This is a genomic window from Stenotrophomonas sp. Sm2128 (assembly GCF_030985535.1).
Lineage (GTDB): Bacteria > Pseudomonadota > Gammaproteobacteria > Xanthomonadales > Xanthomonadaceae > Stenotrophomonas > Stenotrophomonas maltophilia.
Map to the genome: position 1 here is coordinate 1 of NZ_JAPTFQ010000030.1, position 25,988 is coordinate 25,988.

At 65.8% G+C, this 25,988-nt stretch carries 24 protein-coding genes; 15 read left to right on the forward strand and 9 right to left on the reverse strand.

Features of this window, described 5'->3' with window-relative positions; all coding sequences use genetic code 11:
• Window positions 1-99: 99 nt before the first annotated feature.
• Together O0K41_RS10540 and O0K41_RS10545 are read right to left on the reverse strand one after the other, a co-directional pair.
• Window positions 100-2,196, reverse strand: a complete 2,097-nt coding sequence (locus O0K41_RS10540) for a prolyl oligopeptidase family serine peptidase (RefSeq protein ID WP_164222975.1) — start codon at window positions 2,194-2,196, stop codon at window positions 100-102.
• Window positions 2,197-2,265: 69 nt separating this feature from the next.
• Window positions 2,266-2,592, reverse strand: a complete 327-nt coding sequence (locus tag O0K41_RS10545) for a hypothetical protein (RefSeq protein ID WP_024957062.1) — start codon at window positions 2,590-2,592, stop codon at window positions 2,266-2,268.
• A 128-nt stretch (window positions 2,593-2,720) separates the two neighbouring features.
• On the opposite strand from O0K41_RS10545, the gene O0K41_RS10550 reads away from it, so the two are divergent.
• Window positions 2,721-3,323, forward strand: coding sequence for a lipocalin family protein (locus O0K41_RS10550; RefSeq protein WP_005411103.1), 603 nt, complete (start codon window positions 2,721-2,723; stop codon window positions 3,321-3,323).
• A gap of 70 nt (window positions 3,324-3,393) precedes the next feature.
• On the opposite strand, the gene O0K41_RS10555 is transcribed toward O0K41_RS10550, so the two are convergent.
• From O0K41_RS10555 to O0K41_RS10565, 3 genes are all read right to left on the reverse strand, one after another.
• The gene (locus O0K41_RS10555; RefSeq protein ID WP_005411104.1) at window positions 3,394-4,083 is read right to left on the reverse strand and encodes a methionine ABC transporter permease; all 690 of its coding nucleotides are present in this window, start codon (window positions 4,081-4,083) and stop codon (window positions 3,394-3,396) included.
• The gene (locus tag O0K41_RS10560; protein WP_005411105.1) at window positions 4,080-5,087 is read right to left on the reverse strand and encodes a methionine ABC transporter ATP-binding protein; all 1,008 of its coding nucleotides are present in this window, start codon (window positions 5,085-5,087) and stop codon (window positions 4,080-4,082) included. Before O0K41_RS10560 ends, O0K41_RS10555 begins: the two co-directional genes overlap by 4 nt.
• 201 nt (window positions 5,088-5,288) lie before the next feature.
• Window positions 5,289-6,185 (reverse strand): DMT family transporter, encoded by an 897-nt coding sequence (locus O0K41_RS10565; RefSeq protein WP_005411106.1) that lies wholly within the window; start codon window positions 6,183-6,185, stop codon window positions 5,289-5,291.
• Window positions 6,186-6,311: 126 nt separating this feature from the next.
• On the opposite strand from O0K41_RS10565, the gene O0K41_RS10570 reads away from it, so the two are divergent.
• The 3 genes from O0K41_RS10570 (at window position 6,312) to O0K41_RS10580 (ending at window position 8,262) form a co-directional block, all read left to right on the forward strand.
• A complete protein-coding gene (locus O0K41_RS10570; protein ID WP_005411107.1) occupies window positions 6,312-6,794 on the forward strand; it encodes a YajQ family cyclic di-GMP-binding protein in 483 nt (160 codons plus the stop codon).
• A 101-nt stretch (window positions 6,795-6,895) separates the two neighbouring features.
• Complete coding sequence (locus tag O0K41_RS10575) at window positions 6,896-7,462, forward strand: DUF1415 domain-containing protein (RefSeq protein WP_024957065.1); 567 nt, start codon at window positions 6,896-6,898, stop codon at window positions 7,460-7,462.
• Window positions 7,459-8,262 carry an SDR family oxidoreductase gene (locus tag O0K41_RS10580; RefSeq protein WP_012481308.1) on the forward strand — a complete coding sequence of 268 codons (804 nt, stop codon included), beginning with the start codon at window positions 7,459-7,461 and terminating at the stop codon, window positions 8,260-8,262. Before O0K41_RS10575 ends, O0K41_RS10580 begins: the two co-directional genes overlap by 4 nt.
• Before the next feature lie 169 nt (window positions 8,263-8,431).
• Here O0K41_RS10580 and O0K41_RS10585 read toward each other — a convergent pair whose 3' ends face one another.
• On the reverse strand, window positions 8,432-10,462 hold the full coding sequence (locus O0K41_RS10585; protein WP_099605137.1) for a M3 family metallopeptidase: 2,031 nt from the start codon (window positions 10,460-10,462) through the stop codon (window positions 8,432-8,434).
• Window positions 10,463-10,632: 170 nt separating this feature from the next.
• Between O0K41_RS10585 and O0K41_RS10590 the strand changes: the two genes are divergently transcribed.
• Window positions 10,633-11,037 (forward strand): hypothetical protein, encoded by a 405-nt coding sequence (locus O0K41_RS10590; protein ID WP_005411111.1) that lies wholly within the window; start codon window positions 10,633-10,635, stop codon window positions 11,035-11,037.
• Between the two features lie 138 nt (window positions 11,038-11,175).
• On the opposite strand, the gene O0K41_RS10595 is transcribed toward O0K41_RS10590, so the two are convergent.
• Complete coding sequence (locus O0K41_RS10595) at window positions 11,176-12,288, reverse strand: PLP-dependent cysteine synthase family protein (protein WP_049450416.1); 1,113 nt, start codon at window positions 12,286-12,288, stop codon at window positions 11,176-11,178.
• Between the two features lie 125 nt (window positions 12,289-12,413).
• Between O0K41_RS10595 and gloA the strand changes: the two genes are divergently transcribed.
• On the forward strand, window positions 12,414-12,932 hold the full coding sequence (gene gloA / locus O0K41_RS10600; RefSeq protein WP_099605171.1) for a lactoylglutathione lyase: 519 nt from the start codon (window positions 12,414-12,416) through the stop codon (window positions 12,930-12,932).
• A 94-nt stretch (window positions 12,933-13,026) separates the two neighbouring features.
• Complete coding sequence (locus tag O0K41_RS10605) at window positions 13,027-13,455, forward strand: VOC family protein (protein ID WP_005414534.1); 429 nt, start codon at window positions 13,027-13,029, stop codon at window positions 13,453-13,455.
• A gap of 67 nt (window positions 13,456-13,522) precedes the next feature.
• Here the strand turns inward: O0K41_RS10605 and O0K41_RS10610 are convergent, their stop codons facing one another.
• Complete coding sequence (locus O0K41_RS10610) at window positions 13,523-13,954, reverse strand: CBS domain-containing protein (RefSeq protein ID WP_005411115.1); 432 nt, start codon at window positions 13,952-13,954, stop codon at window positions 13,523-13,525.
• A 1,344-nt stretch (window positions 13,955-15,298) separates the two neighbouring features.
• Between O0K41_RS10610 and O0K41_RS10615 the strand changes: the two genes are divergently transcribed.
• Entirely contained in the window at window positions 15,299-15,994 is a 696-nt protein-coding gene (locus O0K41_RS10615) for a lysozyme inhibitor LprI family protein (protein ID WP_149501333.1), read from the forward strand.
• A 148-nt stretch (window positions 15,995-16,142) separates the two neighbouring features.
• Here the strand turns inward: O0K41_RS10615 and glmS are convergent, their stop codons facing one another.
• Window positions 16,143-17,981 carry a glutamine--fructose-6-phosphate transaminase (isomerizing) gene (gene glmS / locus O0K41_RS10620; RefSeq protein WP_049450412.1) on the reverse strand — a complete coding sequence of 613 codons (1,839 nt, stop codon included), beginning with the start codon at window positions 17,979-17,981 and terminating at the stop codon, window positions 16,143-16,145.
• 203 nt (window positions 17,982-18,184) lie between these two features.
• Here glmS and O0K41_RS10625 point away from each other — a divergent pair, with 203 nt between their 5' ends.
• From O0K41_RS10625 to O0K41_RS10655, 7 genes are all read left to right on the forward strand, one after another.
• The gene (locus O0K41_RS10625; protein WP_308304503.1) at window positions 18,185-19,462 is read left to right on the forward strand and encodes an efflux RND transporter periplasmic adaptor subunit; all 1,278 of its coding nucleotides are present in this window, start codon (window positions 18,185-18,187) and stop codon (window positions 19,460-19,462) included.
• Window positions 19,463-19,497: 35 nt separating this feature from the next.
• On the forward strand, window positions 19,498-20,223 hold the full coding sequence (locus O0K41_RS10630) for an ABC transporter ATP-binding protein (protein WP_005411118.1): 726 nt from the start codon (window positions 19,498-19,500) through the stop codon (window positions 20,221-20,223).
• Window positions 20,224-20,233: 10 nt separating this feature from the next.
• Entirely contained in the window at window positions 20,234-21,532 is a 1,299-nt protein-coding gene (locus tag O0K41_RS10635; protein WP_043035642.1) for an ABC transporter permease, read from the forward strand.
• Window positions 21,533-21,552: 20 nt separating this feature from the next.
• Entirely contained in the window at window positions 21,553-22,770 is a 1,218-nt protein-coding gene (locus O0K41_RS10640; RefSeq protein WP_005411120.1) for an FtsX-like permease family protein, read from the forward strand.
• 16 nt (window positions 22,771-22,786) lie between these two features.
• Entirely contained in the window at window positions 22,787-23,164 is a 378-nt protein-coding gene (locus O0K41_RS10645) for a PDZ domain-containing protein (protein ID WP_169449123.1), read from the forward strand.
• A 123-nt stretch (window positions 23,165-23,287) separates the two neighbouring features.
• A complete protein-coding gene (locus O0K41_RS10650) occupies window positions 23,288-24,634 on the forward strand; it encodes a sigma-54 dependent transcriptional regulator (protein WP_012481316.1) in 1,347 nt (448 codons plus the stop codon).
• Window positions 24,631-25,983 carry an ATP-binding protein gene (locus O0K41_RS10655; protein WP_024957073.1) on the forward strand — a complete coding sequence of 451 codons (1,353 nt, stop codon included), beginning with the start codon at window positions 24,631-24,633 and terminating at the stop codon, window positions 25,981-25,983. Before O0K41_RS10650 ends, O0K41_RS10655 begins: the two co-directional genes overlap by 4 nt.
• The last annotated feature ends 5 nt before the right edge of the window (window positions 25,984-25,988 follow it).

A 25,988-nucleotide genomic window follows, 5' to 3' on the forward strand; every position in this document is an offset into this window, starting at 1 on the left:
CCCCCCCCCCCCCCCCCCCCCCCCCCCCCCCCCCCCCCCCCAAACCTTAAAAAAAAACCCCCCCCCCGGGGGGCGGCGTTTTCCGTTCTGCCTGTCTGCTTACTTACCGCCCAACCGCTCCCACAGGAAGCTGTAGGCCAGCGCCGACATGTGTGCGGCCTGCGCATTGTTGGCTGCACCGCCGTGGCCACCTTCGATGTTCTCGTAGTAGGTCACGTCCTTGCCGGCGTCGATCATCTTCGCCGCCATCTTGCGGGCGTGGCCCGGGTGCACGCGGTCATCGCGGGTGGAGGTGGTGAACAGCACCGGCGGGTACTTCTTCTTCGCGTCGAACAGGTGGTACGGCGAGAAGGTCTTGATGAACGCCCAGTCGCTGGTATCCGGGTTGCCGTACTCGGCCATCCACGAGGCGCCGGCCAGCAGATGGCTGTAGCGCTTCATGTCCAGCAGCGGCACCTGCACCACCACCGCACCGAACAGTTCCGGGTACTGGGTCAGCATGTTGCCGGTCAGCAGGCCACCGTTGCTGCCGCCCTGCACGCCCAGGTGACTGGCGCTGGTGATCTTGCGCTTGACCAGATCGCGTGCCACCGCGGCCATGTCTTCATAGGCCTTGTGGCGGTTCTGCTTCAGCGCCGCCTGGTGCCAGCGTGGGCCGTATTCGCCGCCGCCACGGATGTTGGCAACCACGTACACGCCGCCCTTTTCCAGCCAGGCGCGGCCCATGCCACCGGAGTAGCCCGGGGTCAGCGAGATCTCGAAACCACCGTAACCGTACAGCAGGGTCGGGTTGGAACCGTCCAGCTTCATCGCCTTGTCGTGCACCACGAAGTACGGCACGCGGGTGCCGTCCTTGCTGGTGGCGAAGTGCTGCTCGATCACCTTGCCCTTGGCATCGAAGAAGGCCGGCATGGTCTTCAGCGTTTCCGGGGCCTGCCCGATCTCGGCCAGCGCCAGAGTGGTCGGGGTCAGGTAGTCGGTGGCGGTCAGCCACACCGCGTCGCTGTCGTTGCTGTCGACAGCAGCCACGCCCAGCGTGCCGAAGGCCGGCGCGCCAACGAAGCGGCTGGTCTGCCAGCCATTGGCGCCCGGGGTCAGCACCGACAGGCGGTTCTTGACGTCATCCAGCACGTTCAGCACCAGGTGGCTCTTGGTCCAGGTGGCGCTGGCCAGCGAGGTGGTCGCGGTCGGGGTGAACAGCACGTCGAAGTCACGCTTGCCGGCCAGGAAGTCATCCAGCCTGGTCGCCAGCAGCGAACCGGACGCATAGGTCTTGCCACCCACGGTCCACGGATCACGCAACTCCAGGGTCAGCCACTGCTTGTGCAGGCCCTTCTCGGCCGAGTTCGGCGCATCGATCTTGGTCAGCGTGCCATCGTCGCCACGCAGGTAGATCTCGTTGTTGTAGAACGCCAGCGTGCGGCTGACCAGGTTGCGCTCGAAGCCCGGGGTGTCATCGTGCATCGCCGCGATGTACATGTCTTCCGGCTTGCCTTCATACACCACGCTGGCGGAGGCCATCGGCGTACCACGCTTCCACAGCTTGGCCACGCGCGGGTAGCCGGAGGTGGTCATCGAGCCGGCACCGAAGTCGGTGTAGACGAATACGGTGTCGCGATCGATCCAGTTCAGGCCGCCCTTCGACTCCGGACGGAAGAAGCCGTCCTTGATCCAGGTCTTGTTGGCCAGGTCGAACTCGCGGGTCACGTCGGCGTCGGCACCACCGCGCGACAGCGCGATCAGGCAGCGGCTGTAATCCGGGCGCAGGCAGTCGGCGCCGTGCCAGACCCAGTTCTCGCCCTCGGCCTTGTTCAGGGCATCGAGGTCAAGCACGGTCTCCCACTGCGGCGAGGCCTTGCGGTACTCGGCCAGCGTGGTGCGGCGCCACAGGCCACGCTCGTGCTGCTGGTCCTTCCAGAAGTTGTAATAGTAGTCACCGATCTTCTGCACGGCGGGAATCTTGGCATCGGAGTCGAGCACCTCGCGGATGCTGGTCTCCATCTGCTTGAAGGCCGGGGTCTGCGCCAGGCGCGCCTCGGACTTGGCGTTCTGTTCCTTGACCCAGGACAGCGGCTTGTCGCCGGTGACGTCCTCCAGCCAGGCGTAGCGATCGGTGTCTTCAGCAGCCACGGCGGTCCCCACCGAGGCAGCGGTCATCATGCCAGCCAGCAGGCAGGCGGAAGCGAGTCGAGACATTGCAGCTCCAGGCAGTCATAAGCCGTGGAACGCTAGCATGGATCGCTGCAGCCGCCCCCGTGTCGAAGGTCAGGCCGTGGCCGTAGCGCGGCGGCGACGGCGGGGCGTCCCGGCGGTGCGACGATGTGCCTGTCCACCGGTGCGACGGGCCAGCCGCAGCCACGACAGGCGCGGCACAGGGAAGCGCAGCAGCGCCCACCAGGCCACCAGCGGCATGCCCACCAGCCACATCGGCAGCCAGCCCAGCCAGGCGTTGCTGCCGCGCGCGGCTGGCCAGACCAGTACCAGCGCCAGGCCGGCCAGGGCCACCTGCTGCACGCTGCGCAGCAGGCGCGGATCGGCGCGTTCAATGATGACGCGTTCAGTTGCAGGGCGGCGGACGGAACGTGCGTTCATGGGGCTTCTCCGGTGGACAATGCAACACAGCTTGGGCAAGGCCCTTCTCACAGGTTGCGACACCATTGACGGATCGCGCACGCTCAGTCGACCATGCTCAGGCAAAGCCCTCCTGAGCCCGCTCCCGCATGACTTCGATCCGCCCGCTCTGCGCCATGCTGTTGGCCCTGTCCCTGGCGGGCCCCGCCGTGGCCGCCAGTGAGCCGCCATCGCCCCGCGCCAGCACCCCGCGCGCGACCGACCCGGATGCGCCGATCGACCTGAAGCGCTTCATGGGCACCTGGTACGTGATCGGCCGCGTGCCGAACTTCATCGAACGTGGCCATGTGGCCAGCGTCAACGACTACGAACTGCGGGACGAGCACAAGGTCGGCATCACCTACCGCTACCGTGATGGCTTCGGCGAACCGCTGCAGGAAGTGCGTGCCCGCGCCAGCGTCGACCCGGACAGCGGCAACCACGGCTGGCGCACCTGGTTCTACCGCGTCGTGCCTACCCATTCGCGGGTGCTGGAAGTGGCACCGGATTACTCGTGGGCACTGATCGGTTACCCGGGCCGCGAGATGGCCTGGATCTTCTCGCGTACGCCGGACATGGACAAAGCCCTGTACAAGGAGCTGGCCGAACGCCTGCGTGACGAGTACGGGGTGAACACCGACAAGCTCAAGCGCGTGCCGCAGCACCCGGAGCAGGTCGGGAAGCTGGGTTACGAAGTACCGAACGTGCGTTGACCGCACGTGGGATTGCCGGCCAGCGGCCGGCACTACCCAAACGAGATGCCGGGCGCCGCCCGGCATTCTGTTATCTGCGGCTGTAATGCGCGACCAGGCGGTCGCCAAGCATCTGCAGCAGCTGCACCAGGATCAGCAGCAGGACCACGGTGACCAGCGCCACGTCGGTGTGCGAGCGCTGGTAGCCGTCGCGGAAGGCCAGGTCGCCAAGGCCACCGGAGCCGATCGCACCGCCCATCGCGGTGAAGCCGATCAGCGCGACGGTGGTGACCGTTGCGCCAGCGATCAGGCCCGGGCGCGCTTCCGGCAGCAGCACGCGGGTGACCAGCTGCCAGGTGGTGGCTCCCATCGCCTGGGTCGCTTCGATCACGCCACGGTCAACTTCGCGCAGTGCGGTCTCGACCAGGCGCGCGTAGAACGGCGCGGCACCGATGACCAGAGGCACGATCGCACCGCGTACACCCAGCGACGTCCCCATCAGGAACAGGGTGACCGGGATCAGCACGATCATCAGGATGATGAAAGGCACCGAGCGCAGCAGGTTCACCACCAGCGCCAGCACGCCATAGGCGAACGGACGGCGCTTCATCTGCGGTGCACCGAACAGGTACAGCAGCACGCCCAGCGGCAGGCCGATGGCCAGGGTCAGCGGCAGCGAACCGAGCAGCATCAGCAGGGTGTCGATGGTGGCCTGGCCGATGTCGGCCCACTTGCCCGCGTCCAGGTGGCGGAAGAATCCGCCGGCAGTAGCGATGATCATCGACGCAGCTCCTCAACATGCACGCCGGCGGCCACGAACGCGGCCTGCGCGGCGGACTGGTCGCCGCCCACCAGGGCGACCACCAGTTGGCCATACGGGGTGTCCTTGATCCGGTCGATGCGGCCGGACAGGATGTTGTAGTCGACCCCGGTCTCGCGCGCGACGCGGCCGAGCAGGGGTTCGTAGGTGTCGCCACCGAGGAAGGTCAGGCGCACGATGCGGCCACCGACGGCATCGAAATCGCGGTGCAGCGTGCCCTCGTCCACATGCTCCGATTCGCTGACGAAACGGCGCGTGGTCGGGTGCTGCGGGTGCAGGAACACCCGGGTGACCGGACCGGTTTCGACCATCTGGCCGGCATCGAGCACCGCAACGCGGTCGCAGACACGGCGGATCACGTCCATCTCGTGGGTGATCAGCACGATGGTCAGGCCCAGCTCGCGATTGATCTTCGACAGCAGCGACAGCACCGAAGCGGTGGTCTGCGGGTCGAGCGCACTGGTGGCCTCGTCGCACAGCAGGATCTGCGGACGGGTCGCCAGCGCGCGGGCGATGCCGACGCGCTGTTTCTGGCCACCGGACAGCTGCGCCGGATACTTCTGCGCATGCGCTTCGAGGCCCACAGTCTGCAGCAGCTCGGCCACGCGCGCGTCGATCTCCGTCTTCGGCGTGCCGGCCAGTTCCAGCGGGAAGGCGACATTGCCAGCCACCGTGCGCGAGGACAGCAGGTTGAAGTGCTGGAAGATCATGCCGATGCGCCGGCGCAGCGCGCGCAGGCCGTCCGCGTCCAGCGCGGTGACATCCTCACCGCCGATCAGCAGCCGGCCACCACTGGGTTCTTCCAGGCGGTTGATCATGCGGATAAGTGTCGACTTGCCGGCGCCGGAATGGCCGATGATGCCGAAAACCTCACCGGCCTCGATGGTCAGGTCCAACGGTTGCAGCGCGCTGACTTCGCGGCCGGCAACGGCATAGGATTTGTGCAGGCGCTGGAACTCGATCACGGGCGTGGCTCACCGGCTGGGTGACGGAAGGGGGCGTGCAGCCTACCAGCGCAGGCGGTCGCGCGCCCGCGCCATGGCCCAGAATGTTATTCCTTTTGGTTCTAAGAAACTGTCCCCGGTAGTGCCGGCCGCTGGCCGGCACCTGCAGCGGTCCCTCCGGCGCAAGGGGTTGCCGGCCAGTGGCCGGCACTACCCCCGGGCTCAGGGATGATCCAGCGGCTTCGGCGGTTCCTGCCGGTTTACCCGCTCGCGATGCAGCAGGTACAGCCCCGAGGCGACGATGATCGCCGCGCCCACCCAGGTATAGCCGTCCGGCAGCTGGCCCCAGAAGGCCAGATCCCAGCCGATCACCCAGACCAGGCCGCTGTACTCCAGCGGCGCGATCATCGAGGCCTCGCCCAGCTGGAAGGCCTTGGTCAGGGCAATCTGGCCCAGCGCCCCGGCCAGGCCCATGCCGGCAATCAAAGGCGCGTGTGCCAGCTGCAGCGGTACCCAGCCGGGAATGGCGAGCAGGCCGGCGCCGATGGCCATGATCACCAGGAACCAGACCACCATCGACTGCGAGGTATCGGTGCGGGTCAGCAGGCTGACCGTGATCGCCGCCACGGCATAGGCCGTTGCCGCCGCCAGCACCATCAGGCCGGGCACCGAAATGAAGCCATCCACGCCCGGCCGCAGCACCACCAGCACGCCCACCAGGCCAATGCCGATGGCGACCCAGCGCCGCGGCCCGACCCGCTCGCCCAGCAACGGCACCGACAGCGCGGCGATCAGCAGCGGGGCAACAAAGTAGATGGTGTAGGCGGTGGACAGCGGCAGGTCGCGCAGGGCGAACACGAAGCAGCCGATCATCGCCATGCCCAACGCGCCACGCAGCAGGTGCAGGCCCCAGCGCCGCGGCACCAGCGAACGTGGGCCGGCACTGACCAGCACCCACACCAGCACGAACGGCAACGAGGCCGCACCACGCAGGAAAGTCACTTCCAGGGTGGGATAGCTGGCCGACAGCTGCTTCATGCCAGCGTCCATCAGCGAGAAACAGGCGACCGCAGCGACCATCCAGGCCACCGCACGCGAAGGGGAGCGTTGCACGTTCATGGCCCATTATCGCCGACCGCACCGGATTGTAGGGCGGCCGCCGAGCATGGGCCGGGCTCCACAGAAAGCGGGCACGCGGGCCGGCACGATAGAATGATCGCCACTGAAACCTGCGGAGCATCGCCCATGCCTTCCTTCGACGTCGTGTCCGAAGTCGACACCCACGAGCTGACCAACGCCATCGACCAGGCCAACCGCGAACTGGCCACCCGCTTCGACTTCAAGGGCGTGGACGCAAAGTTCGAGCGCGACGGCGATGTCATCAATCAGTTCGCGCCGACCGAATTCCAGCTCAAGCAGATGAACGACATCCTGCGTGCTCGCCTGGCCGCGCGCGGCATCGACGTGCTCAGCCTGGAGTTCGGCGACATCGAGACCAACCTGGCCCAGGCCCGGCAGAAGATCACCGTCAAGCAGGGCATCGAGCAGAAGATCGCCAAGAAGATCGCGGCGGCCCTGAAGGACGCCAAGCTGAAGGTGGAAAGCCAGATCAACGGCGACAAGCTGCGCGTGCAGGGCAAGAAGCGCGATGACCTGCAGGACGCCATCGCCGTGCTCAAGGCCGGCAAGTTCGAGCTGCCGCTGCAGTTCAACAATTTCCGCGACTGAGCCACCTGCCGGGAATCCCCCGGCGCTGCCAGCCGCAGGTACGACGGCGCGTTGCCAGCGACGCGCCTACAATGTCGGCCCCGCCAGCCGACGTGCCCGCCATGACCGATTCCGACCTGTCCACCGATGACCCGATCGCCGCCACCCGCCTGTGGCTGGAGCGCATCGTCATCGGCCTGAACCTGTGCCCGTTCGCCAAGGCGGTATACGTGAAGGACCAGGTCCGCATCGTGCTCAGCGATGCGACCACGACAGAAGCGCTGGTTGAACAGCTGGCCGAGGAGCTGGTGCTGCTGCGCGACACGCCGGCCGAGCAGATCGACACGACGCTGATCGTGCATCCGCAGGTGCTGACCGATTTCCTCGACTACAACGACTTCCTCGACAACGCAGATGCGGCGATCGAGGCACTGGACCTGCAGGGGATCCTGCAGGTGGCCAGCTTCCATCCGGATTACCAGTTCGAGGGCGTGGCCGCCGACGACGCCAGCAACTACACCAACCGCGCGCCCTTCCCCACCCTGCACCTGCTGCGCGAAGACAGCGTGGCGCGCGCGGTGGATGTGTATCCGGACCCGGACGTGATCGTCGAGCGCAACATCCAGACCCTGGACCGCATCGGCGTGGACGGCTGGCATCGTCGCCTGCGCGGCGAAGACCTGACGTGAGCACGGTGCCGCCGATTGCCGCATGGCCGGCCGCGCCACTGTCGGGCAAGGTGGTGCTGGTCACCGGCGGCGCCAACGGCATCGGTCGCGGTATTGCCCAGGCTGTGCTCGGTGCCGGCGGACGCGTGCTGATCGGCGACCTGGACAGGGAGGCCGGCCAAGCCTGCCTGGACGAATGGCAGCGCGGTGAGGATGCCGCGTTCCAGCGTTTGGACATCACCGACGAAGCCAGCGTGCGCGACTTCATCGCCGAGGCGCTGCAGCGTTTCGGACACATCGACGGGCTGGTCAACAATGCCGGCATCGCCGGGCCGCACGGCACGCGGCTGCAGGACATGGACTGGCACGAATGGCAACGCCGGCTGTCGTCGCTGCATGGCGCCTTCCTGTGCAGCAAGCACGCGCTGCCGGCGCTGACGGACAGTGCTGCGGGCGCGATCATCAACATCGCCTCCACCCGCGCCTGGCAATCCGAAGCGCACAGCGAGGCCTATGCGGCGGCCAAGGGTGGCCTGGTGGCCTTCACCCATGCGCTGGCGATCAGCGCCGGCCCGGCGGTGCGGGTGAACAGCATCAGCCCCGGCTGGGTCGGTACCACTGCGTGGCAGGCACCCTCACGGCGCCATGAACCAGAGTACTCGGCCATCGACCACGCACAGCATCCAGTCGGCCGGGTCGGCCGCCCTGAAGATATCGGTGCACTGGCGGTGTACCTGCTGTCGTCGCTGTCCGGTTTCAGCACCGGCCAGGACTTCATCGTCGACGGCGGCATGACCCGGAAGATGATCTACGCCGAATGACCCCAAGGCGCGACGCCCGGTAGAGGCCAACCTTGGTTGGCCTGGGCTTTCCGCCAACCAAGGTTGGCGCCTACCAAGGCGTTACGCCATGTCCGAACCTTCCGGTGGATCCACGCCATGCGTGGATGGCGGTGAAGTGCCAACCAAGGTTGGCACCCACCACAACGGTTTACGCCATGCCCGAGTGGCGCAGCAGCGCGTCGATCTGCGGCGCGCGCCCACGGAAGGCCTTGAAGTTCTCCGCCGCCGGGCGGCTGCCACCGCGCGACAGGATCTCATCGCGGAAGCGTGCACCGGTCTCGGCCAGTGCCTGCGGCGCTTCCTCGAACGCCGCATAGGCGTCGGCACTGAGCACTTCGGCCCACTTGTAGCTGTAGTAGCCGGCGGCGTAACCGCCCGCGAAGATGTGGCTGAACTGGTGCGGGAAGCGGTTCCAGGCCGGCGGATGGTTCACCGCCACCTCCGCACGCACGCGATCGAGCAGCGCCAGCACGCTGTCCTGCGCCGGTTCGAACTGACTGTGCAACAGCATGTCGAACAGGCCGAACTCAAGCTGGCGCACCGTGGCCATGCCGCTGTGGAAGTTGCGCGCGGCCAGCATGCGCTCGTACAGCCCGCGCGGCAGCGGTTCGCCCGTGTCCACGTGCGCGGTCATGGCCTGCAGGTGCTCCCACTCCCAGCAGAAGTTCTCCATGAACTGGCTGGGCAGTTCCACTGCATCCCATTCCACGCCATTGATGCCGGCCACGCCCAGTTCGCCGATGCGGGTCAGCAGCTGGTGCAGGCCATGGCCCATCTCATGGAACAGCGTGGTCACTTCGTTGTGGCTGAAGGTGGCCGGCTTGCCATTGGCACCGCGGCCGAAGTTGCACACCAGGTAGACCAGCGGCGTCTGCACGCTGCCGTCCGCGCGCACGCGACGGTTGCGGCAATCGTCCATCCACGCGCCGCCACGCTTGCCCTCGCGCGCATACAGGTCCAGATAGAACTGGCCGACCAGCGCGCCCTGCGCATCGACCAGACGGAAGAAGCGCACGTCGTCATGCCACACCGGTGCGCTGTCCTCCTGCACGCGCAGGCCGTACAGCTGCTCGATCACCGAGAACAGGCCGCCCAGCACCTTCGGTTCGGTGAAGTACTGCTTCACTTCCTGTTCGGAATAGCTGTAACGGGCCTGCTTCAGACGGTCGGCGGCGAACGCCAGGTCCCAGGCCTGCAGGCTGTCGATGCCCAGCTGCTCGCGTGCGAACTGCTCCAGGTCGGCCCGGTCCCTGGCCGCGAACGGCTTGGCGCGCGCGGCCAGGTCACGCAGGAAACCCAGCACTTCGGCCGGGTCCTGCGCCATCTTGGTCGCTACCGAATAATCGCCATACGAATCGAAGCCGAGCAGCGCGGCCAGTTCAGCGCGCAGGGCGAGGATCCGATCGATGTTGCCGCTGTTGTCCAGGGACTCATCGCCGAATTCGGACGCACGCTGTGCGCTGGCGCGGTACAGGATCTCGCGCAGGTCGCGGTCCTCACCCCAGGTCTGCACCGGCAGGTAGCACGGCATCTGCAGGGTCAGTTTCCAGCCGGCCTTGCCGTCCTTCTGTGCTGCCGCATGTGCGGCGGCCTTCACGTCTTCCGGCAGGCCCTTCAGCCGCGCTTCGTCCTCGATGATCAGCGACCAGGCATCGGTAGCGTCGAGCACGTTCTGCGAGAACTTCGCCGACAGCGCCGACAGTTCTTCCTTGATCGCCGCGAAGCGCTGCTGCGCCTCCGGCGCCAGCTCGGCACCACCGAGGCGGAAATCGCGCAGGGTGTTGTCCAGCACCTTGCGCTGGGCCGCGTCGAATCGCGCCGCCTCGGCACTGGCGGCCAGCGTCTGGTACTGCCGGTACAACGCCAGGTTCTGGCCCAGCGCGCTGGCGAAGCGGGTCACCCGCGGCAGGTTGCTGTTGTAGGCCTCACGCAGTTCCGGGGTGTTGACCACGCCCTGCAGGTGGCCGACCAGACCCCAGGCGCGCCATAGGCGCTCGGTGGCGTCATCCAGCGGGGCAACGAAGGTCTGCCAGGTGACCGGCTGCACCTGCTCGGCGGCGCTGACGGCGGCTTCGGCCTCGGCCAGCAGCACGTCCAGCGCCGGCGCCACGTGCTCGGGGCGGATGGCCTCGAAGCGCGGCAGGCCGGAAAAATCGAGCAGGGGGTTGGCAACGGTCACGGCAGATCTCCAGGGTACGGGCCCGGCAGGCGGGCAGCGTGCAGGATATGGCGCTGGCAGGCGGGGCTGACAAGGGGGCACGGCCCGGCATTCACGTCGGCCTTACGGTCGCGCACCGAAGCTCTGGCTGCGGGGGAGTCCGCAGCGGTACGCACCGAACGAGGCCCTACATGGAAGGTCTGGCTGCAGTTGCATCCGCCTCACCGGCCCGGTCACTGGCATTGTCCGCCAGTCCGGCCGAACTGACCTGGATCGCCGCATTGTGCGATGCCGGCGATGACGCCCCGCGCCATCTGCAGCAGTTGCAGGCAGTGCTGCAGCAGGGCGGCACGTTCAACGATGCGCAGGAGTGGTACCCGTTCGAGGTGATCGAACGCGGCGCCAGCCAGCTGCGGCTGGGCCATGAGCGCGAGTTCGTGATCTGCGTGCTGCTGTGGCTGCAGGCGCTGGCCCAGGGCCGAGCGAGCATCCTGGACCCGAGCCTGCATCTGGATGATCGCGCGATGGACATCGAGGCCTTGCCCGATGCACTGCGCGACGCGGTGCTGGACGCGTTCACTGCAGCGGGATATTGAGCCGCCCCGGCGACCGGGTAGAGTCGACTGTTAGTCGACTTTCGCGCGCAGCGCGGGATTTTCGCGACCTGAACCTGGAGCAGTCGACTAACAGTCGACTCTACCCAGCCGACACACAGCCGGCCGTGCGTTGCCGCGTTACAACGCTTCCAGGCTGCACCACGGCAATTCGGGCAGTCCCTGCCCGGCCACCGCTGCGGCCAGCTGTGCGTCGGCGCCGTCGACATCGATCCCCATCCGCGCGTACCACGCCGGGTCGTAGTAACTCTGCGCATAGCGCTCGCCGCTGTCGCACAGGATGCTGACGATGCTGCCCTGATGGCCCGCCTCGCGCATCCACTGCGCGGCCTGCAGCACGCCGATGAAGTTGGTCCCGGTCGAGCCGCCGACGCGGCGCCCCAACTGCCGGCTGACATGGCGCATGGCGGCCAGGCTCAGCGCATCGGGCACCTTCACCATCGCATCGACGCTGGTCGGGATGAAACTCGGCTCCACCCGCGGCCGGCCGATGCCTTCCACGCGCGAACCACCGCTGCAGGTCAGCGCGCGCCAGTCCTGTTCACCCGCCACAGCGGCCCTGTAACCATCGAAGAACACCGACACTTCCGGGTCCGCGCACAGGATGCGGGTGTCATGCCGGCGGTAGCTGACATAACGGCCCAACGTGGCTGCGGTACCGCCGGTGCCGGGGCTGCATACGATCCATTCCGGAACCGGGCTGGGCTCTTCGGCCATCTGCTTGAAGATGGACTCGGCGATGTTGTTGTTGGCACGCCAGTCGGTGGCGCGCTCGGCATAGGTGAACTGGTCCATGAAGTGGCCACCGGTTTCACGGGCCAGCTTTTCCGAATCACAGTTGAGGTCGCAGGCACGTTCGACCAGGTGGCAACGGCCGCCGTGGAACTCGATCGCGGCGATCTTTTCAGGCGAGGTGGAGGCCGGGATCACCGCAATGAACGGCAGGCCGAGCAGCCGCGCGAAATAGGCTTCGGACACGGCGGTCGAGCCGCTGGAGGCCTCGATCACCGGACGCCCTTCACGCAACCAGCCATTGGCCAGCGCATACAGGAACAGCGAGCGCGCCAGCCGGTGCTTCAGGCTGCCGGTGGGATGGCTCGACTCATCCTTCAGGTACAGGTCGATGCCCTCGAACCCTGGCAGCGCCAGCGGGATCAGGTGGGTATCGGCGGAACGGTTGAAATCAGCTTCGATCTTGCGGATGGCGGCAGCCACCCATTCACGCTGCGACATGGCGGGCAATCGTTGTCAGGACGGAACGGTGCGATCCGGCCATTGTACGTCGCAGTGCCGCCAGGTGCTGGCCGGTAGAATGGCGCCATCCGGCCGGCAACGGCCCTGTCTGAAGGACCTCCCCCATGACCATTCCCGCCCTGCGCGATGTTCCCGGCGTCGCCGCCCAGGCCCCGGCCGAAACCATCGGCTTCGTGTTCAACCACACCATGCTGCGCGTGAAGGACATTGCCGCTTCGCTGGACTTCTACACCCGCGTGCTCGGCTACCAGCTGATCGACAAGCGCGACTTCCCCGAGGCCCAGTTCAGCCTGTACTTCCTGGCCTACGTGCCCGCTGGCGCCACGGTGCCGGAAGATGACAACGCCCGCCGCCTGTGGATGGCCGGGCTGCCGGGCGTGCTGGAACTGACCCACAACCACGGCACCGAAACCCAGGACGGCGCGGTCTACCACGACGGCAACAGCGACCCGCGCGGCTTCGGCCACATCTGCGTGTCGGTGCCGGACATCGAGGCCGCCTGCCAGCGCTTCGAGGATCTGGGCGTGACCTTCCAGAAGCGCCTGACCGACGGCCGCATGAAGAACCTGGCTTTCATCAAGGACCCGGACGGCTACTGGGTCGAGATCATCGCCAACGTCTGACCCGAAAAGGGGACGGAGGGGATTAAGTCGTTTCTGGCATTATTGGACTGGAAGCGGCTTAATCCCCTCCGTCCCCTTTTTCTGCGAGGTTCGTATGGAAACGATGGAACTGCACCGCGGCCGCCTGATCGACCACATCCAGCTGGTAGTGCGCGATCTGGCGGCCAGTCGCCGCTTCTACCAGGCGGTCTTCGATACGATCGGCATCCCGATCGCCGGTGAAGGCGATGACTACTTCTGGGCCGATGAGCTGTTCATTTCCAGCGCCAGCAGCACGGCCGCCGCCGGCCAGCTGACCGGCCGCCACCATCTGGCCTTCCAGGCCCGCGACAGCGCCACCGTCGATGCCTTCCATACCGCCGCGATCGCCGCCGGCGGCACCGACAACGGCGCGCCCGGTGAACGCCCTTACCACCCGGGCTACTACGGTGCGTTCGTGCTCGACCCGGATGGCAACAACATCGAAGTGGTCTACCACGGCCCAGCCAACTACAGCGCCGACTCGGTGAAGGTCACTTTCTGATTTCACCGATGCCGTGAACGAAGAAGCCGGGCAATGCCCGGCTTCTCTGCTTCCAGCGCTGCAGCCCTCAGTGGGCGGCCATGTAGATGTCCTGCAGCACGGCCTTTTCCAGCTCCAGCTCGCCCAGCAGGTTCTTCACGATGTCGCCCAGGCTGAGGATGCCGACCAGACGAGTGCCTTCGGTGACCATCAGATGACGGCGCCGCGAGTACGTCATCAGCGACATGGCCTGCTTCAGGGTCGCCTCCGGGGCGATGCCCTCCAGGCCGGTGGACGGCAGGCTGGAAATCACCCGGCGGCCGGCCTGCGGGCCGTCGTCGGCCAGGGTACGCACGATGTCCTTCTCGGAAATGATGCCGACCGGGGCATCGTCCTTCATCACCACCAGCGCAGCGATCCTGTTCGCGCTCATCTTGTGGGCGGCGGCACCGATGGTGTCTTCGGCATCGATGGTGATGACAGCTTCTTTCTTGGATTGCAGGAGTTCGCGGACGTTCATTCTTGTTTCCTGGTGCAGGTCACTGAAGTCAAAAAGTGTGCTCTTCCGATACGCCCCCTCCCCGGGAACAGACCTTTCAGCGCACGTCTGGCGCACCCGGCTGCCGCTTGGAATGGATCGGCAGACGACGTGCTGCAACGCGAACGAGGTGGGTTCAACCGCTCAACCCGGACCTCGGTCAAATCGATTCTACGACTGCGACCATCGGTCACTACCGGCATCCATGGGACAGTTCGTCGTGGGAACCAACTGACGATCCAGAGAATGGCACCGCGGCTGAAACCGCCGCTGAATACAAGCGCAGTTGCGCGTTAAAGATTGATTGCCTGCTGCCGACGGCGGACAGAACGCCCAGCCGCTGTCCCACTTGCCACCAGTACCGACGCAAACGAAAGGGGCCACGCCGGCCCCTTTCGCATGCAGCGTCGCAAGAGTCCGATTCAAGCCACTCAAGTTCGCACAACCATCGCCGAAGCGCGGGCAACCGCCCGAATCCGCAAAGTCAGGGAAATGCGTGCCACTCCTGCAGCAAGTTCAGCTGTCCGAAAAGCTCAGCGATCAGTCAACAGCTCGACATGCTCTTTTTTCTTCGACTATCCGAGACTACTTGTCTGTACGGCGGAGCAGGGCCTTGCCAGGGCCGCTTCCGGGCGCAGATACAGCCAAGCAAGTTCAACCCGACCGTCCCGCCGGGACGAGAACCTGCCCTGGCTTAAAGTCATCGACTTGGCAACCAAACACCAACGTTCGCAACTCAAGGCGAAGAGCTCAGAGCGTCAAATAACAGCACGTTTCCCGAGAATTCATTTTTCGACCACACACGTGATCTGCGAGGCAGGCCTCATGCTTGGGCATAGCCATTGCTTCGCCTGTATCCCTCGCTGCCCGGCTGCGCTGAGGATGGCACCGACGAGCCGCGCATTCTGTCGCTTTCAGTCCCCAAGACCACTGGTCGCCGCTCGCAACGTCACTGACTCGCCCCGACGCTAAGCCAGCCCCTGAACACCGGAGCATTACTCAGCGTCGTGCCTCAATTGCACCGAATGTGGCAAAAGCACGCCACACGACGCAAGGTGCAGCACTCGGCATTCGAAAAGATTGCAACAAGCGACCAACCGCACAAGCACTCCAGCACGATGCGCCACCTTGAGCTCAGCACTGTCCACGGAAACAGATGCGAATGGCCCGTAATTCCGCATGAATATGAAGAAGATCAACACCTAGACCATGAAGATCCGTGAACTATTCCTATCGTTCAGCCTCATAGGCTCAATCCTCTCCACCGGGTGCACAGGGACAGGCAGTCCCCCGAAGGAATTCAAGTGCAATCGCGATGATGTAGTCATGGCCGCGATCAAAGACATTCGACACAGAGCCAGCGGCTACACCTACAGCGATTACATATATGCACCCGCAAAGCTCGACAACAAACCCTTCGCTGCGTACTCGGACAAGCAGGACTCAATTCCTATCGCACTGGAGGAAATTGAAACAATCTCTATCAAGAAGATGAGCGACGGATCTGGCAGAAATGCCCTGATTTGCAATGCAAAACTCAGGATTGAAATACCGGCCGCAGTCGCGGACATAATGAAGCTTAATCAGCACCAAAAGATGCGCGTCCTGGATAATGCCAAGGGAAAATTTGGCGACAGGAGCGTCCATTTCGACAACGTCGAGTTCAGAGCACATGAGATTGATGGCGGTTCAATCACAGCAGACGTTTCGAACTACAACGGGCCGTGGTCGTTACATGTCATCACGACACTTGCCGTCAATGGCCGGCACCTGATGCTGGAGGACGCACTCAGGCAATATCGAACTCAGGACGCCAACCTCAACTTGATCTGGGAGAATTTGCCGAAGTATCGGCAGGCGACTGAACGTGACTCCCAGCGGAGCTGGATCAAGTCGAAAACAGATAAATGCGGGGAGATCAATCTCGAACCATATGATTCAGAAGACATCTTTGATCGCATCGACATCATCGAATGCCACGCAAAAATGACAAAGTCTCGAGTCTTCGAGATGCGTAGATAGTTGAGGCCAGGCCTTCCCACAGCTTCAACTGAGTCACATGGCGTACCTGAGGCCATCCTGAGCGTGGCCTCCACAACACCCGGATAGCGAAAGGACGAGAGCAGAAACGCCCTCGTCCCTCACCTCTCAGCCCGTTTCCGGTAACGCCTTACTCCACCGTCACGCTCTTGGCCAGGTTGCGCGGCTTGTCCACGTCGGTGCCGCGCGCCAGCGCGGTGTGGTAGGCCAGCAACTGCACCGGAATGGTGTGCACGATCGGGCTGAGCACGCCGGCATGACGCGGCGTACGGATCACGTGCACGCCTTCGGACTCGTTGAAGTTGCTGTCCTGGTCGGCGAACACGAACAGTTCACCGCCACGCGCGCGCACTTCCTGCATGTTCGACTTCACCTTCTCCAGCAGGCTGTCGTTCGGCGCGATCACCACCACCGGCATGTCCTCGTCCACCAGCGCCAGCGGGCCATGCTTCAGCTCGCCTGCCGGGTAGGCCTCGGCGTGGATGTAGGAGATTTCCTTGAGCTTGAGCGCGCCTTCCAGCGCGATCGGGTAATGCAGGCCACGGCCCAGGAACAGCGCGCTGCTCTTGCGTGCGAAACGCTCGGCCCAGGCAGCGATCTGCGGCTCCATGTTCAATGCGTGCTGCACGCTGCCCGGCAGGAAGCGCAGCTGCTCGAGGTAGTCCGCTTCCTGCGCCGCGTCGATGCGGCCGTGCAGCTTGCCCAGCACCACGGTCAGCTGGAACAGTGCCGCCAGCTGGGTGGTGAAGGCCTTGGTCGAGGCCACGCCGATCTCGGCACCGGCACGGGTATAGCACACCAGTTCGCTGGCGCGCGGAATCGCACTTTCCGGCACGTTGCAGATCGACAGCGTGTGCTTGTGGCCCAGCGACTTGGCGTACTTCAGCGCTTCCAACGTATCCAGCGTTTCGCCGGACTGGGAGATGGTCACGATCAGATGCTTCGGGTTCGCGTAGGCCGCGCGATAGCGGTACTCGCTGGCGATCTCCACGCTGCACGGAAGGCCGGCGATGGCTTCGATCCAGTAGCGCGCGGTCAGGCCGGCGTAGTAGCTGGTGCCGCAGGCGATGATCTGCACGCCTTCAGTGCCCGACAGCACGGCTTCGGCGATCTTGCCGAACAGCCCGGCTGGGAAACCACCGGCGTCGATCGCCGCCTCGATGGTGTCGCCCAGCGCGCGCGGCTGCTCGTGGATCTCCTTCTGCATGAAGTGGCGGTACGGGCCCAGCTCCAGCGATGCCAGCGACACATCGGACAGATGCACGTCGCGCTCGATCGGCCGGTCGTGCTCGTCGAAGATGCGCACGCCATCGCGACGGATCTCGGCGGTATCGCCCTCTTCCAGGAAAATGACCTTGCGGGTGGCCGAGATCACCGCCGAGACGTCGGAGGCAACGAAGTTCTCGCCCTCGCCCAGGCCGATCAGCAGCGGGCAGCCCATCCGCGCGCAGACGAAGCGTTCCGGCTCGGCGCGGCTGACCACGGCCAGTGCGTAGGCACCGGTCAGCTCCTTCACCGTATGCTGCAGCGCCACCAGCAGGTCGTCACCACTCTTCAGGTGATGGTGGATCAGGTGTGCGATGACTTCGGTGTCGGTCTGCGACTCGAAGGTGTAGCCCAGCGCACGCAGCTTCTCGCGCTGCTCTTCGTGGTTCTCGATGATGCCGTTGTGCACCAGCGCCACGCCATGGCTGATGTGCGGATGCGCGTTGGCCTCGGTGACGCCCCCATGGGTGGCCCAGCGGGTGTGGCCGATGCCCAGCACCGCGTTGAAGCCCTCGGCCTCGGCCGCCGTGGCCATTTCCGACACACGACCGGTACGACGCACGCGACGTACATCGCGGCGCTCCCCCTGGTCGATCACCGCGATGCCGGAGGAATCGTAACCACGGTACTCCAGCCGCTTCAGGCCTTCGATCAGCACCGGCACTACGTCGCGATCAGCGATCGCACCCACGATTCCACACATGTCACGCGTTTCCTTGAAGACGATCGTCGCATTCTAGCCTGCGTGCCCGCGCTCCCCCTCCTGTCCGCTTAATGAAAGTGTCCGGAAAGGTGTCCGCGGACACCCGGACACTTCACATCACACCCCAACTCATTGACCCATAAGGAATTAAAGTTGGCACGCTACGTGCTTGGTACTGGCTACCACCGTCAGGCACGCACCCGATGATCCGCGACACTTCCGCCCAGGACCAGATCGTTTCCTCCGCTCCGGCCAGCGCTCCGCGCGCCAACTGGCTCCGTTACCGTTGGCCGGCGCTGGGCACGATCGCCCTGCTCGCCGGCATCGGCTGGGCCGTGCACGCCTGGTCCAATGCCAGCCGCTCCTTCGACAGCAGCCGCGTGCGCATCGCCGAAGTGAAGCGGGGCGACCTGGTCCGTGACATCGCCGCCGACGGCCGCGTGATCGCCGCCAACAGCCCGGTCCTGTATGCCATCTCTGCGGGCACCGTGGACCTGAAGGTGGTCGCCGGTGACGTGGTCAAAAAGGGCCAGGAGCTGGCGATCATCGACAGCCCGGAGCTGCGCAGCAAGCTGGCCCAGGAACAGGCAACGCTGGCGGGCCTGGAAGCCGAGGCCAGCCGCGCCGCGCTGGACGCGACCCTGGCCCGCGCCAAGTCGCGCAAGGAAACCGACCAGGCCACGATCGAACGGCAGGCCGCCGACCGCGACCTGCAGCGCTACCAGCGCGGCTACGACGGCGGTGCGGTGCCGCAGATCGACCTGGCCAAGGCCAAGGACTCGCTGAAGAAGGCCGACATCACCCTGGCCAACGCCACCACCGATGCGCGCCTGCAGAGCCAGGGCGCGGACCTGGATGCCCGCAACAAGCGCCTGCTGGCCGACCGCCAGAAGGCCGTGGTGGCCGAGGTGCAACGCCAGGTCGATGCACTGACCCTGCGCGCGCCGTTCGATGGCCAGGTCGGCCAGGTGCAGGCCGTCCAGTCCACCAACCTGGCCGCCAATGCACCGGTGCTGGGCGTGGTCGACCTGTCCAAGTTCGAAGTCGAGATCAAGGTGCCGGAAAGCTTCGCCCGCGACCTGGCGATCGGCATGCCGGCCCAGCTGACCGGCGGCAACGGCAAGTCCTTCCCGGGCGAGATCAGCGCGGTGTCGCCGGAAGTGGTCAACGGCGAGGTCAACGCCCGCGTGCGCTTTGCCAGTGCGCAGCCGGAAGGCCTGCGCCAGAGCCAACGGATGTCGGTGCGCGTGCTGCTCGATACCCGCAAGAACGTGCTGAAGGTCGAGCGTGGCCCGTTCGTCGAACAGGGCAATGGCATGGCCTACGTGATGGATGGCCGCACCGCCGTGCGCCGTCCGGTGGAACTGGGCGTCAGCAGCCTGGGCGAAGTGGAAATCAAGTCGGGTGTGCAGCCGGGCGACCGCATCGTGGTCTCCGGCAGCGACCTGTTCAAGGACGCCGAACGCGTCTCCGTCAACTGATACCTGATACCTGAATCCTGGAGAGAGGACACCCCATGTACATGCTCGAAATGCGTTCGGTCGCCAAGGTCTTCCGCACCGAACAGGTGGAAACCCACGCACTGCGCTCGCTGGAACTGCAGGTCAAGGAAGGTGAGTTCGTCGCGGTCACCGGCCCGTCCGGCTCCGGCAAGACCACCTTCCTCAACATCGCCGGCCTGCTGGAAACCTTCACCAGCGGTACCTACATGCTGGACGGCCAGGACGTGAGCACGCTGGGCGACGACGCCCGCAGCCGCCTGCGCAACCAGAAGATCGGCTTCATCTTCCAGGGCTTCAACCTGATCCCCGACCTGAACCTGTTCGACAACGTCGACGTTCCGCTGCGCTATCGCAGGATGAGCGCCAACGAGCGCCGCGAACGCATCGAGAAGGCACTGACCCAGGTCGGCCTGGGCTCGCGCATGAAGCACTACCCGAATGAACTGTCGGGTGGCCAGCAGCAGCGCGCGGCCATCGCGCGTGCGCTGGCCGGCAGCCCGCGCCTGCTGCTGGCCGACGAACCGACCGGCAATCTGGATACGCAGATGGCCCGGGGCGTGATGGAGCTGCTGGAGGAGATCAACGCCGCCGGCACCACCATCGTGATGGTCACCCACGACCCGGAACTGGCCGCGCGTGCGCAGCGCAACGTGCACATCGTCGATGGCCAGGTGACCGACCTGGTGCGCGAGCCGGTGCTGGCCACGCCGTTGCGCCACATCGTCGCCGTCAACGAGTGAGGGCCCGACCATGTTCGCCTACTACGCCCGATTGGCGGCGCGCAGTTTCCGCCGCAACAAGGTCCTGACCGCGCTGATGGTGATCGCCATCGCGCTCGGCATCGGCGCCTCGATGACCACGTTGACCGTATTCCACGTGCTGTCCGGCGACCCGATTCCGGGCAAGAGTGACCGCCTGTTCTACGTGCAGCTCGATGCCGCGACCGGCGCCTATGTCGCCGGCGAGGAACCGGAAACCCAGCTGACCCGCTTCGACGGTGAAGCGCTGCTGCGCGAAGCCAAGGGTGAACGCCAGGCGCTGATGAGCGGCGGCGGCGGCACCATCGAACCGGACAACAGCACGCTCAAGCCCTTCAGCATCGACACCCGCTGGACCTCGGCCGATTTCTTCCCGATGTTCGAGGTGCCCATGCAGTACGGCCGCCCTTGGACGCGCGAGGACGATGAAGGCCGCGCACGCGTGGTGGTCATCTCCAAGGCGCTCAACGACAAGCTGTACCAGGGCGCCAACAGCGTGGGCCGCGACCTGCGCATGGAAGGCCAGAGTTACCGCATCGTCGGCGTGATGAAGGAATGGAGCCCGGAGCCGCACTTCTACGACCTGACCACCGGCAGCTACGGCAAGAACGAAGACCTGCTGCTGCCGATCTCTACCTCGTTCGACCTGAAGCTCGGCAACAACGGCAACATGAACTGCTTCGGCGAAAACCCCGACGGCAACAGCTACTCGCTCAATGCCCCGTGCGCGTGGCTGCAGTACTGGGTGGAAATGGACCCGGCCAAGGCCGGCGACTACCGCCGCTACCTGGAGAACTACTCGACCCAGCAGCGCGAGGCCGGCCGCTTCAAGCATCCGCCGAACGTGCGCCTGCGCACCGTGATGGAATGGCTGGACTTCAATGGTGCAGTGCCCAGCGACGTGCGCCTGCAGCTGTGGCTGGCGCTGGGCTTCCTCGGTGTCTGCCTGGTCAACACGGTAGGCCTGCTGCTGGCCAAGTTCCTGCGCCGCAGTGGTGAGATCGGCGTGCGCCGTGCACTCGGTGCCAGCCGTGGCCAGATCTTCCTGCAGTGCCTGGTGGAAGCCGGCGCGGTGGGCGTGGTCGGTGGCGTGCTGGGTATCGGCCTGGCCCTGCTTGGCCTGTTCGCGGTGCGCCAGCAGCCGGTGGAATACGCAAAGCTGGCCCACCTGGACGGCAACATGCTGCTGCTCGCGCTGGGCCTGACCCTGTTCGCCAGCCTCGCCGCCGGATTCCTGCCCGCCTGGCGCGCGATGCAGGTCACCCCGGCCATCCAGCTCAAGTCGCAGTAAGCACCCGAACGAGGACTCCCATGGACATCCGCCCCATCCTCAGCACGCTGCGCCGGCACAAGACCGCTGCCGCCCTGATCGTGCTGGAAGTCGCACTGACCTGCGCCATCGTCTGCAACGCGCTGTTCCTGGTCAGCCAGCGCGTGGAGAAAATCAGCATGCCCAGTGGTATCGCCGAGAGCGAACTGGTGATGCTGCGCGTCAGCGGCATCGGCAAGCAGACCGACGCCATGTCCCGCACCCGCGAGGACCTGGCATCGCTGCGCGCGATTCCCGGCGTCAGCAACGTCACCATCATCAACCAGGTTCCCTTCCGCAACGGCTCCTCCAGCAGCAGCATCTCGCGGGTGATCGACCAGGAACGGCCGACCACCAACGCTTCGATGTACACCCTGTCCGAGAACGGGCTGGCCACGATGGGCATCAATCTGATCGCTGGCCGCGATTTCCTGCCCGACGAGTACCAGAACTTCGAAGACGTCAGCAAGGGTGGCGCCAAGGAAAAGGCCATCCCGGTCATCCTCACCCAGGCCACCGCCGCCAAGATGGAGCCCAACGGCAGCGCCCTGGGCAAGACCTACTACATGGGCAAGCAGTCGCTGCATGTGGTCGGCATCGTCGACACGCTCAGCACGCCCAATGGCTGGAATGACAACTGGACCAACTCGATGCTGCTGCCGATCCGGGTCAGCTTCGACAAGGGTGGCACCTACGTGTTGCGCACTTCGCCGGAACGCCGCCAGGAGGTGCTCGATGCCGGTGCCGCCGCGCTGGAGCGCAACGACCCCAACCGCCTGATGCGCGACAAGCTGACCTATGAAGACCAGCGCAAGGATTTCTTCAAGAACGACCGCGCGATGGTTGGCCTGCTGATCACCGTCAGCATCTCGCTGCTGGTGGTCACTGCGCTGGGCATCATCGGCCTGGCCAGCTTCTGGGTGCAGCAGCGCAGCAAGCAGATCGGCATCCGCCGTGCGCTGGGCGCCACCCGCGGGCAGATCCTGCGCTACTTCCAGACCGAGAACTTCCTGCTGGCCTCGCTGGGCATCGTGCTGGGCATGCTGGCGGCGTACGCGATCAACCTGGCCCTGATGAACCTGTACGAGCTGCCGCGCATGCCGCTGTACTACCTGCCGCTGGGTGCGCTGCTGCTGTGGATACTGGGCCAGATTGCGGTGTTCGGTCCGGCACGGCGTGCGGCGGCGGTACCGCCTGCGGTCGCCACGCGGGGCGCGTGAGATGCGTGCCTGCGCGATGTGCCTGATGCTGCTCCTGCCCCTGCCGGCGCTGGCCGGTGGTGGCAGCGCACAGACGCTGGAATGGCGCCGGGATGGAGCGCGGCTGTCGCTGCGCTCGACCGAAGGCCAGGTGCATGTGGAGGCCGCCAGCCCGGAAGTGCGCTTCGGCGTGCGCAGTGGCGATCGCATCCTCCGCGTAGACGACACGGCGGTGCGCCGGGTTGAACATCTGGCCGAGGCACTGCGCCATTCCCACGCGGCCAGCGCCTATCTGTTGCTGCGCCGCGACAAGCGCGAACTGACGGTGGCGGTCAACGCCGCTGCGTGGCGACAGGCATTGGAGGTCCCGCCACCACCCGCGCCACCACCTGCGCCAGCCCCACCCAGGCGCTGAGCATCATCCGCTCCTGCACGGCCACAGGTTTGGCTATGCTTGATGGGTGGCGCCGGGCTCTCCCGGTGCGTGGACACGAACGGCTCCATCGGCGCCGCCCATCCCTTTCTGCAGAACCGCTTGATGCCTGCGATCCTGATCATCGACGACAACGCCAGCGTGGGTACTGCGCTGGACGTGCTGTTCTCCCTGCACGACATCGACACCCTGCAGGCGCACACGCCCGCCGATGGGCTGGCCCTGCTCGAGTCGCAGCCGGTCGATCTGGTGATCCAGGACATGAACTTCAGCGAGGACACCACCTCCGGTGAGGAGGGCGAAGCGTTGTTCGCGCAGATCCGTGCGCGCCATCCGGACCTGCCGGTGATCCTGCTGACCGCCTGGACCCACCTGAGCAGTGCGGTGGACCTGGTCAAGGCCGGTGCGGCCGACTACCTGGCCAAGCCCTGGGACGACCGCAAGCTGATGACCACGGTCAACAACCTGCTGGAACTGTCCGAGGCACGCCGCGAACTGGACCGGCGCCGCAGCCGTGAACTGCACCAGCGCAACGCGCTGGAAGAGAAGTACGACCTGTGCGGCGCGGTCTTCGCCGACCCCGCCAGCGAGCGCGTCATCGCCCTCGCCTGCCAGGTCGCACGCTCGGAACTGCCGGTACTGATCACCGGCGCGAACGGTGCCGGCAAGGAGAAGATCGCGCAGATCATCCAGGCCAATTCGCTGGTGGCCAAGGGCCCGTTCGTGGCGGTCAACTGTGGCGCGCTGCCCTCGGAACTGATCGAAGCCGAACTGTTCGGTGCCGAGGCCGGTGCGTATACCGGCGCCAACAAGGCGCGCGAAGGCAAGTTCGAGGCCGCCGATGGTGGCACCCTGTTCCTGGATGAGATCGGCAACCTGTCGCTGGGCGGGCAGATGAAGCTGCTGCGCGTGCTGGAAACCGGCCGCTTCGAGCGCCTGGGTTCCAACCGCGAGCGCCAGGTCAAGGTCCGCGTGGTCAGCGCGACCAATGCCGACCTGCCGGCGATGATCCGCGAGGGTACCTTCCGCGAAGATCTCTATTACCGCCTCAACACGGTGGAACTGGTGCTGCCGCCGCTGGCCGACCGCCCGGGCGACATCGTGCCGCTGGCCGAGCGATTCCTGACCGCTGGCAAGCCGCTGTCCAGCGCCGCCACCGCAGCACTGCAGCGGCACCCCTGGCCAGGCAACGTGCGCGAGCTGCGCAACGTGATCCAGCGTGCCGAACTGCTGGCCACCGGCAACCGCATCGAAGTGGCCGATCTCAACCTGCCGCGCGCAGCCGCCGCACCACGACCGGCACCCAGCGCAGGCAATGATCCCGACCGCGCACGCATCGAGGATGTGCTGGCGCGCAACCATGGCGTCATCGCCCAGGCTGCCGCCGAGCTCGGCCTGAGCCGCCAGGCGCTGTACCGGCGCATGGACCGCCACGGTATTCCACGCGAATGAAGCGGCGCTCGTTCACTTTCCGCCTGTTCCTGCGCCTGCTGCCGGTGCTGGCACTGGCTGCGGCACTGCCGTGGCTCCTGGCCTACTGGATGGACCATGGCTGGGTGGTGACCACGGTGTCGGCGCTGATCCTGCTGTCACTGATGTGGTGGACCCTGCGTCGGGCCACCGCCCCGGTGCGGTCACTGATGCGGGCCCTGGCGGGCACCACCAGCAGCTATCGCGACGGCGAATACAACTTCGGCGTGCACTGGCCCGGCAATGACGAGCTCGGCGACCTGGTGCAGGCACACCGGGAGCTGGGTGATGTACTGCGTGAGCAGCGGCAGGGCCTGGTGCAACGTGAGCTGCTGCTGGACACCATGGTGCAGAACACGCCGGTTGCGATGCTGTTGATCGCCTCCGGCGGTGATGGCATCGCCCGCGTGGTGTTCTCCAACCTGGCCGCGCGCAAGCTGCTGCACGGCGGCTGGAAGCTGGAAGGCCAGCGCCTGGAAGACGTGCTGGAACAGGTGCCGGTGGAACTGCGCGATGCCATCGCCCGTGGCGGTGACAGCCTGTTCGCGGTGCACGCCGAGGGGGAGGACGGCGATGAGGATGACGAGCAGGTCTATCACCTCTCGCGGCGTGCCTTCCAGCTCAACGGCCGCCCACACGACCTGCTGCTGGTGCGCCTGTTGACCGCCGAGCTGCGCCGCCAGGAAGTGCAGACCTGGAAGAAGGTGATCCGGGTGATCAGCCACGAGCTCAACAACTCACTGGCGCCGATTGCTTCGCTCGCCCATTCCGGCGGCGTGCTGGTGCAGCGTGAACGCTTTGACCGGCTGCCCGAGATCTTCACCACCATCGAGGATCGCGCACGCCACCTGGAAGGCTTCATCCGTGGCTATGCGCGCTTTGCCAAGCTGCCACAGCCGCAGCTGCAGACCGTGCACTGGGCGCCGTTCCTGTCCAGCCTGCGCCAGCAGATCCCGTTCGGCATGGAACGTGAGCCGGACGAGGAGCTGAGCAGCCGCATCGACATCGCGCAGTTCGGGCAGGCGTTGTTGAACCTGCTGAAGAATGCGCACGAAGCCTGCGCTGAAGCCGAGCCGCCCAACGACGATGTGCAGGTACAGCTGACCCGGCTGCCGCAGTGGCTGCGCCTGGACGTGCTTGACCGCGGCAAGGGCATGAACGAGCAGGTGCTGCAGAACGCACTGATGCCCTTCTATTCGACCAAGCGCAATGGCACCGGGCTGGGGCTGGCGCTGACGCGGGAGATCGTGGAGGCCCACGGCGGACGGGTGTCACTGCAGAACCGCAGCGATGGCGGGTTGTGCGTGTCGATCCTGCTGCCGGTGGGTTGAGCGGA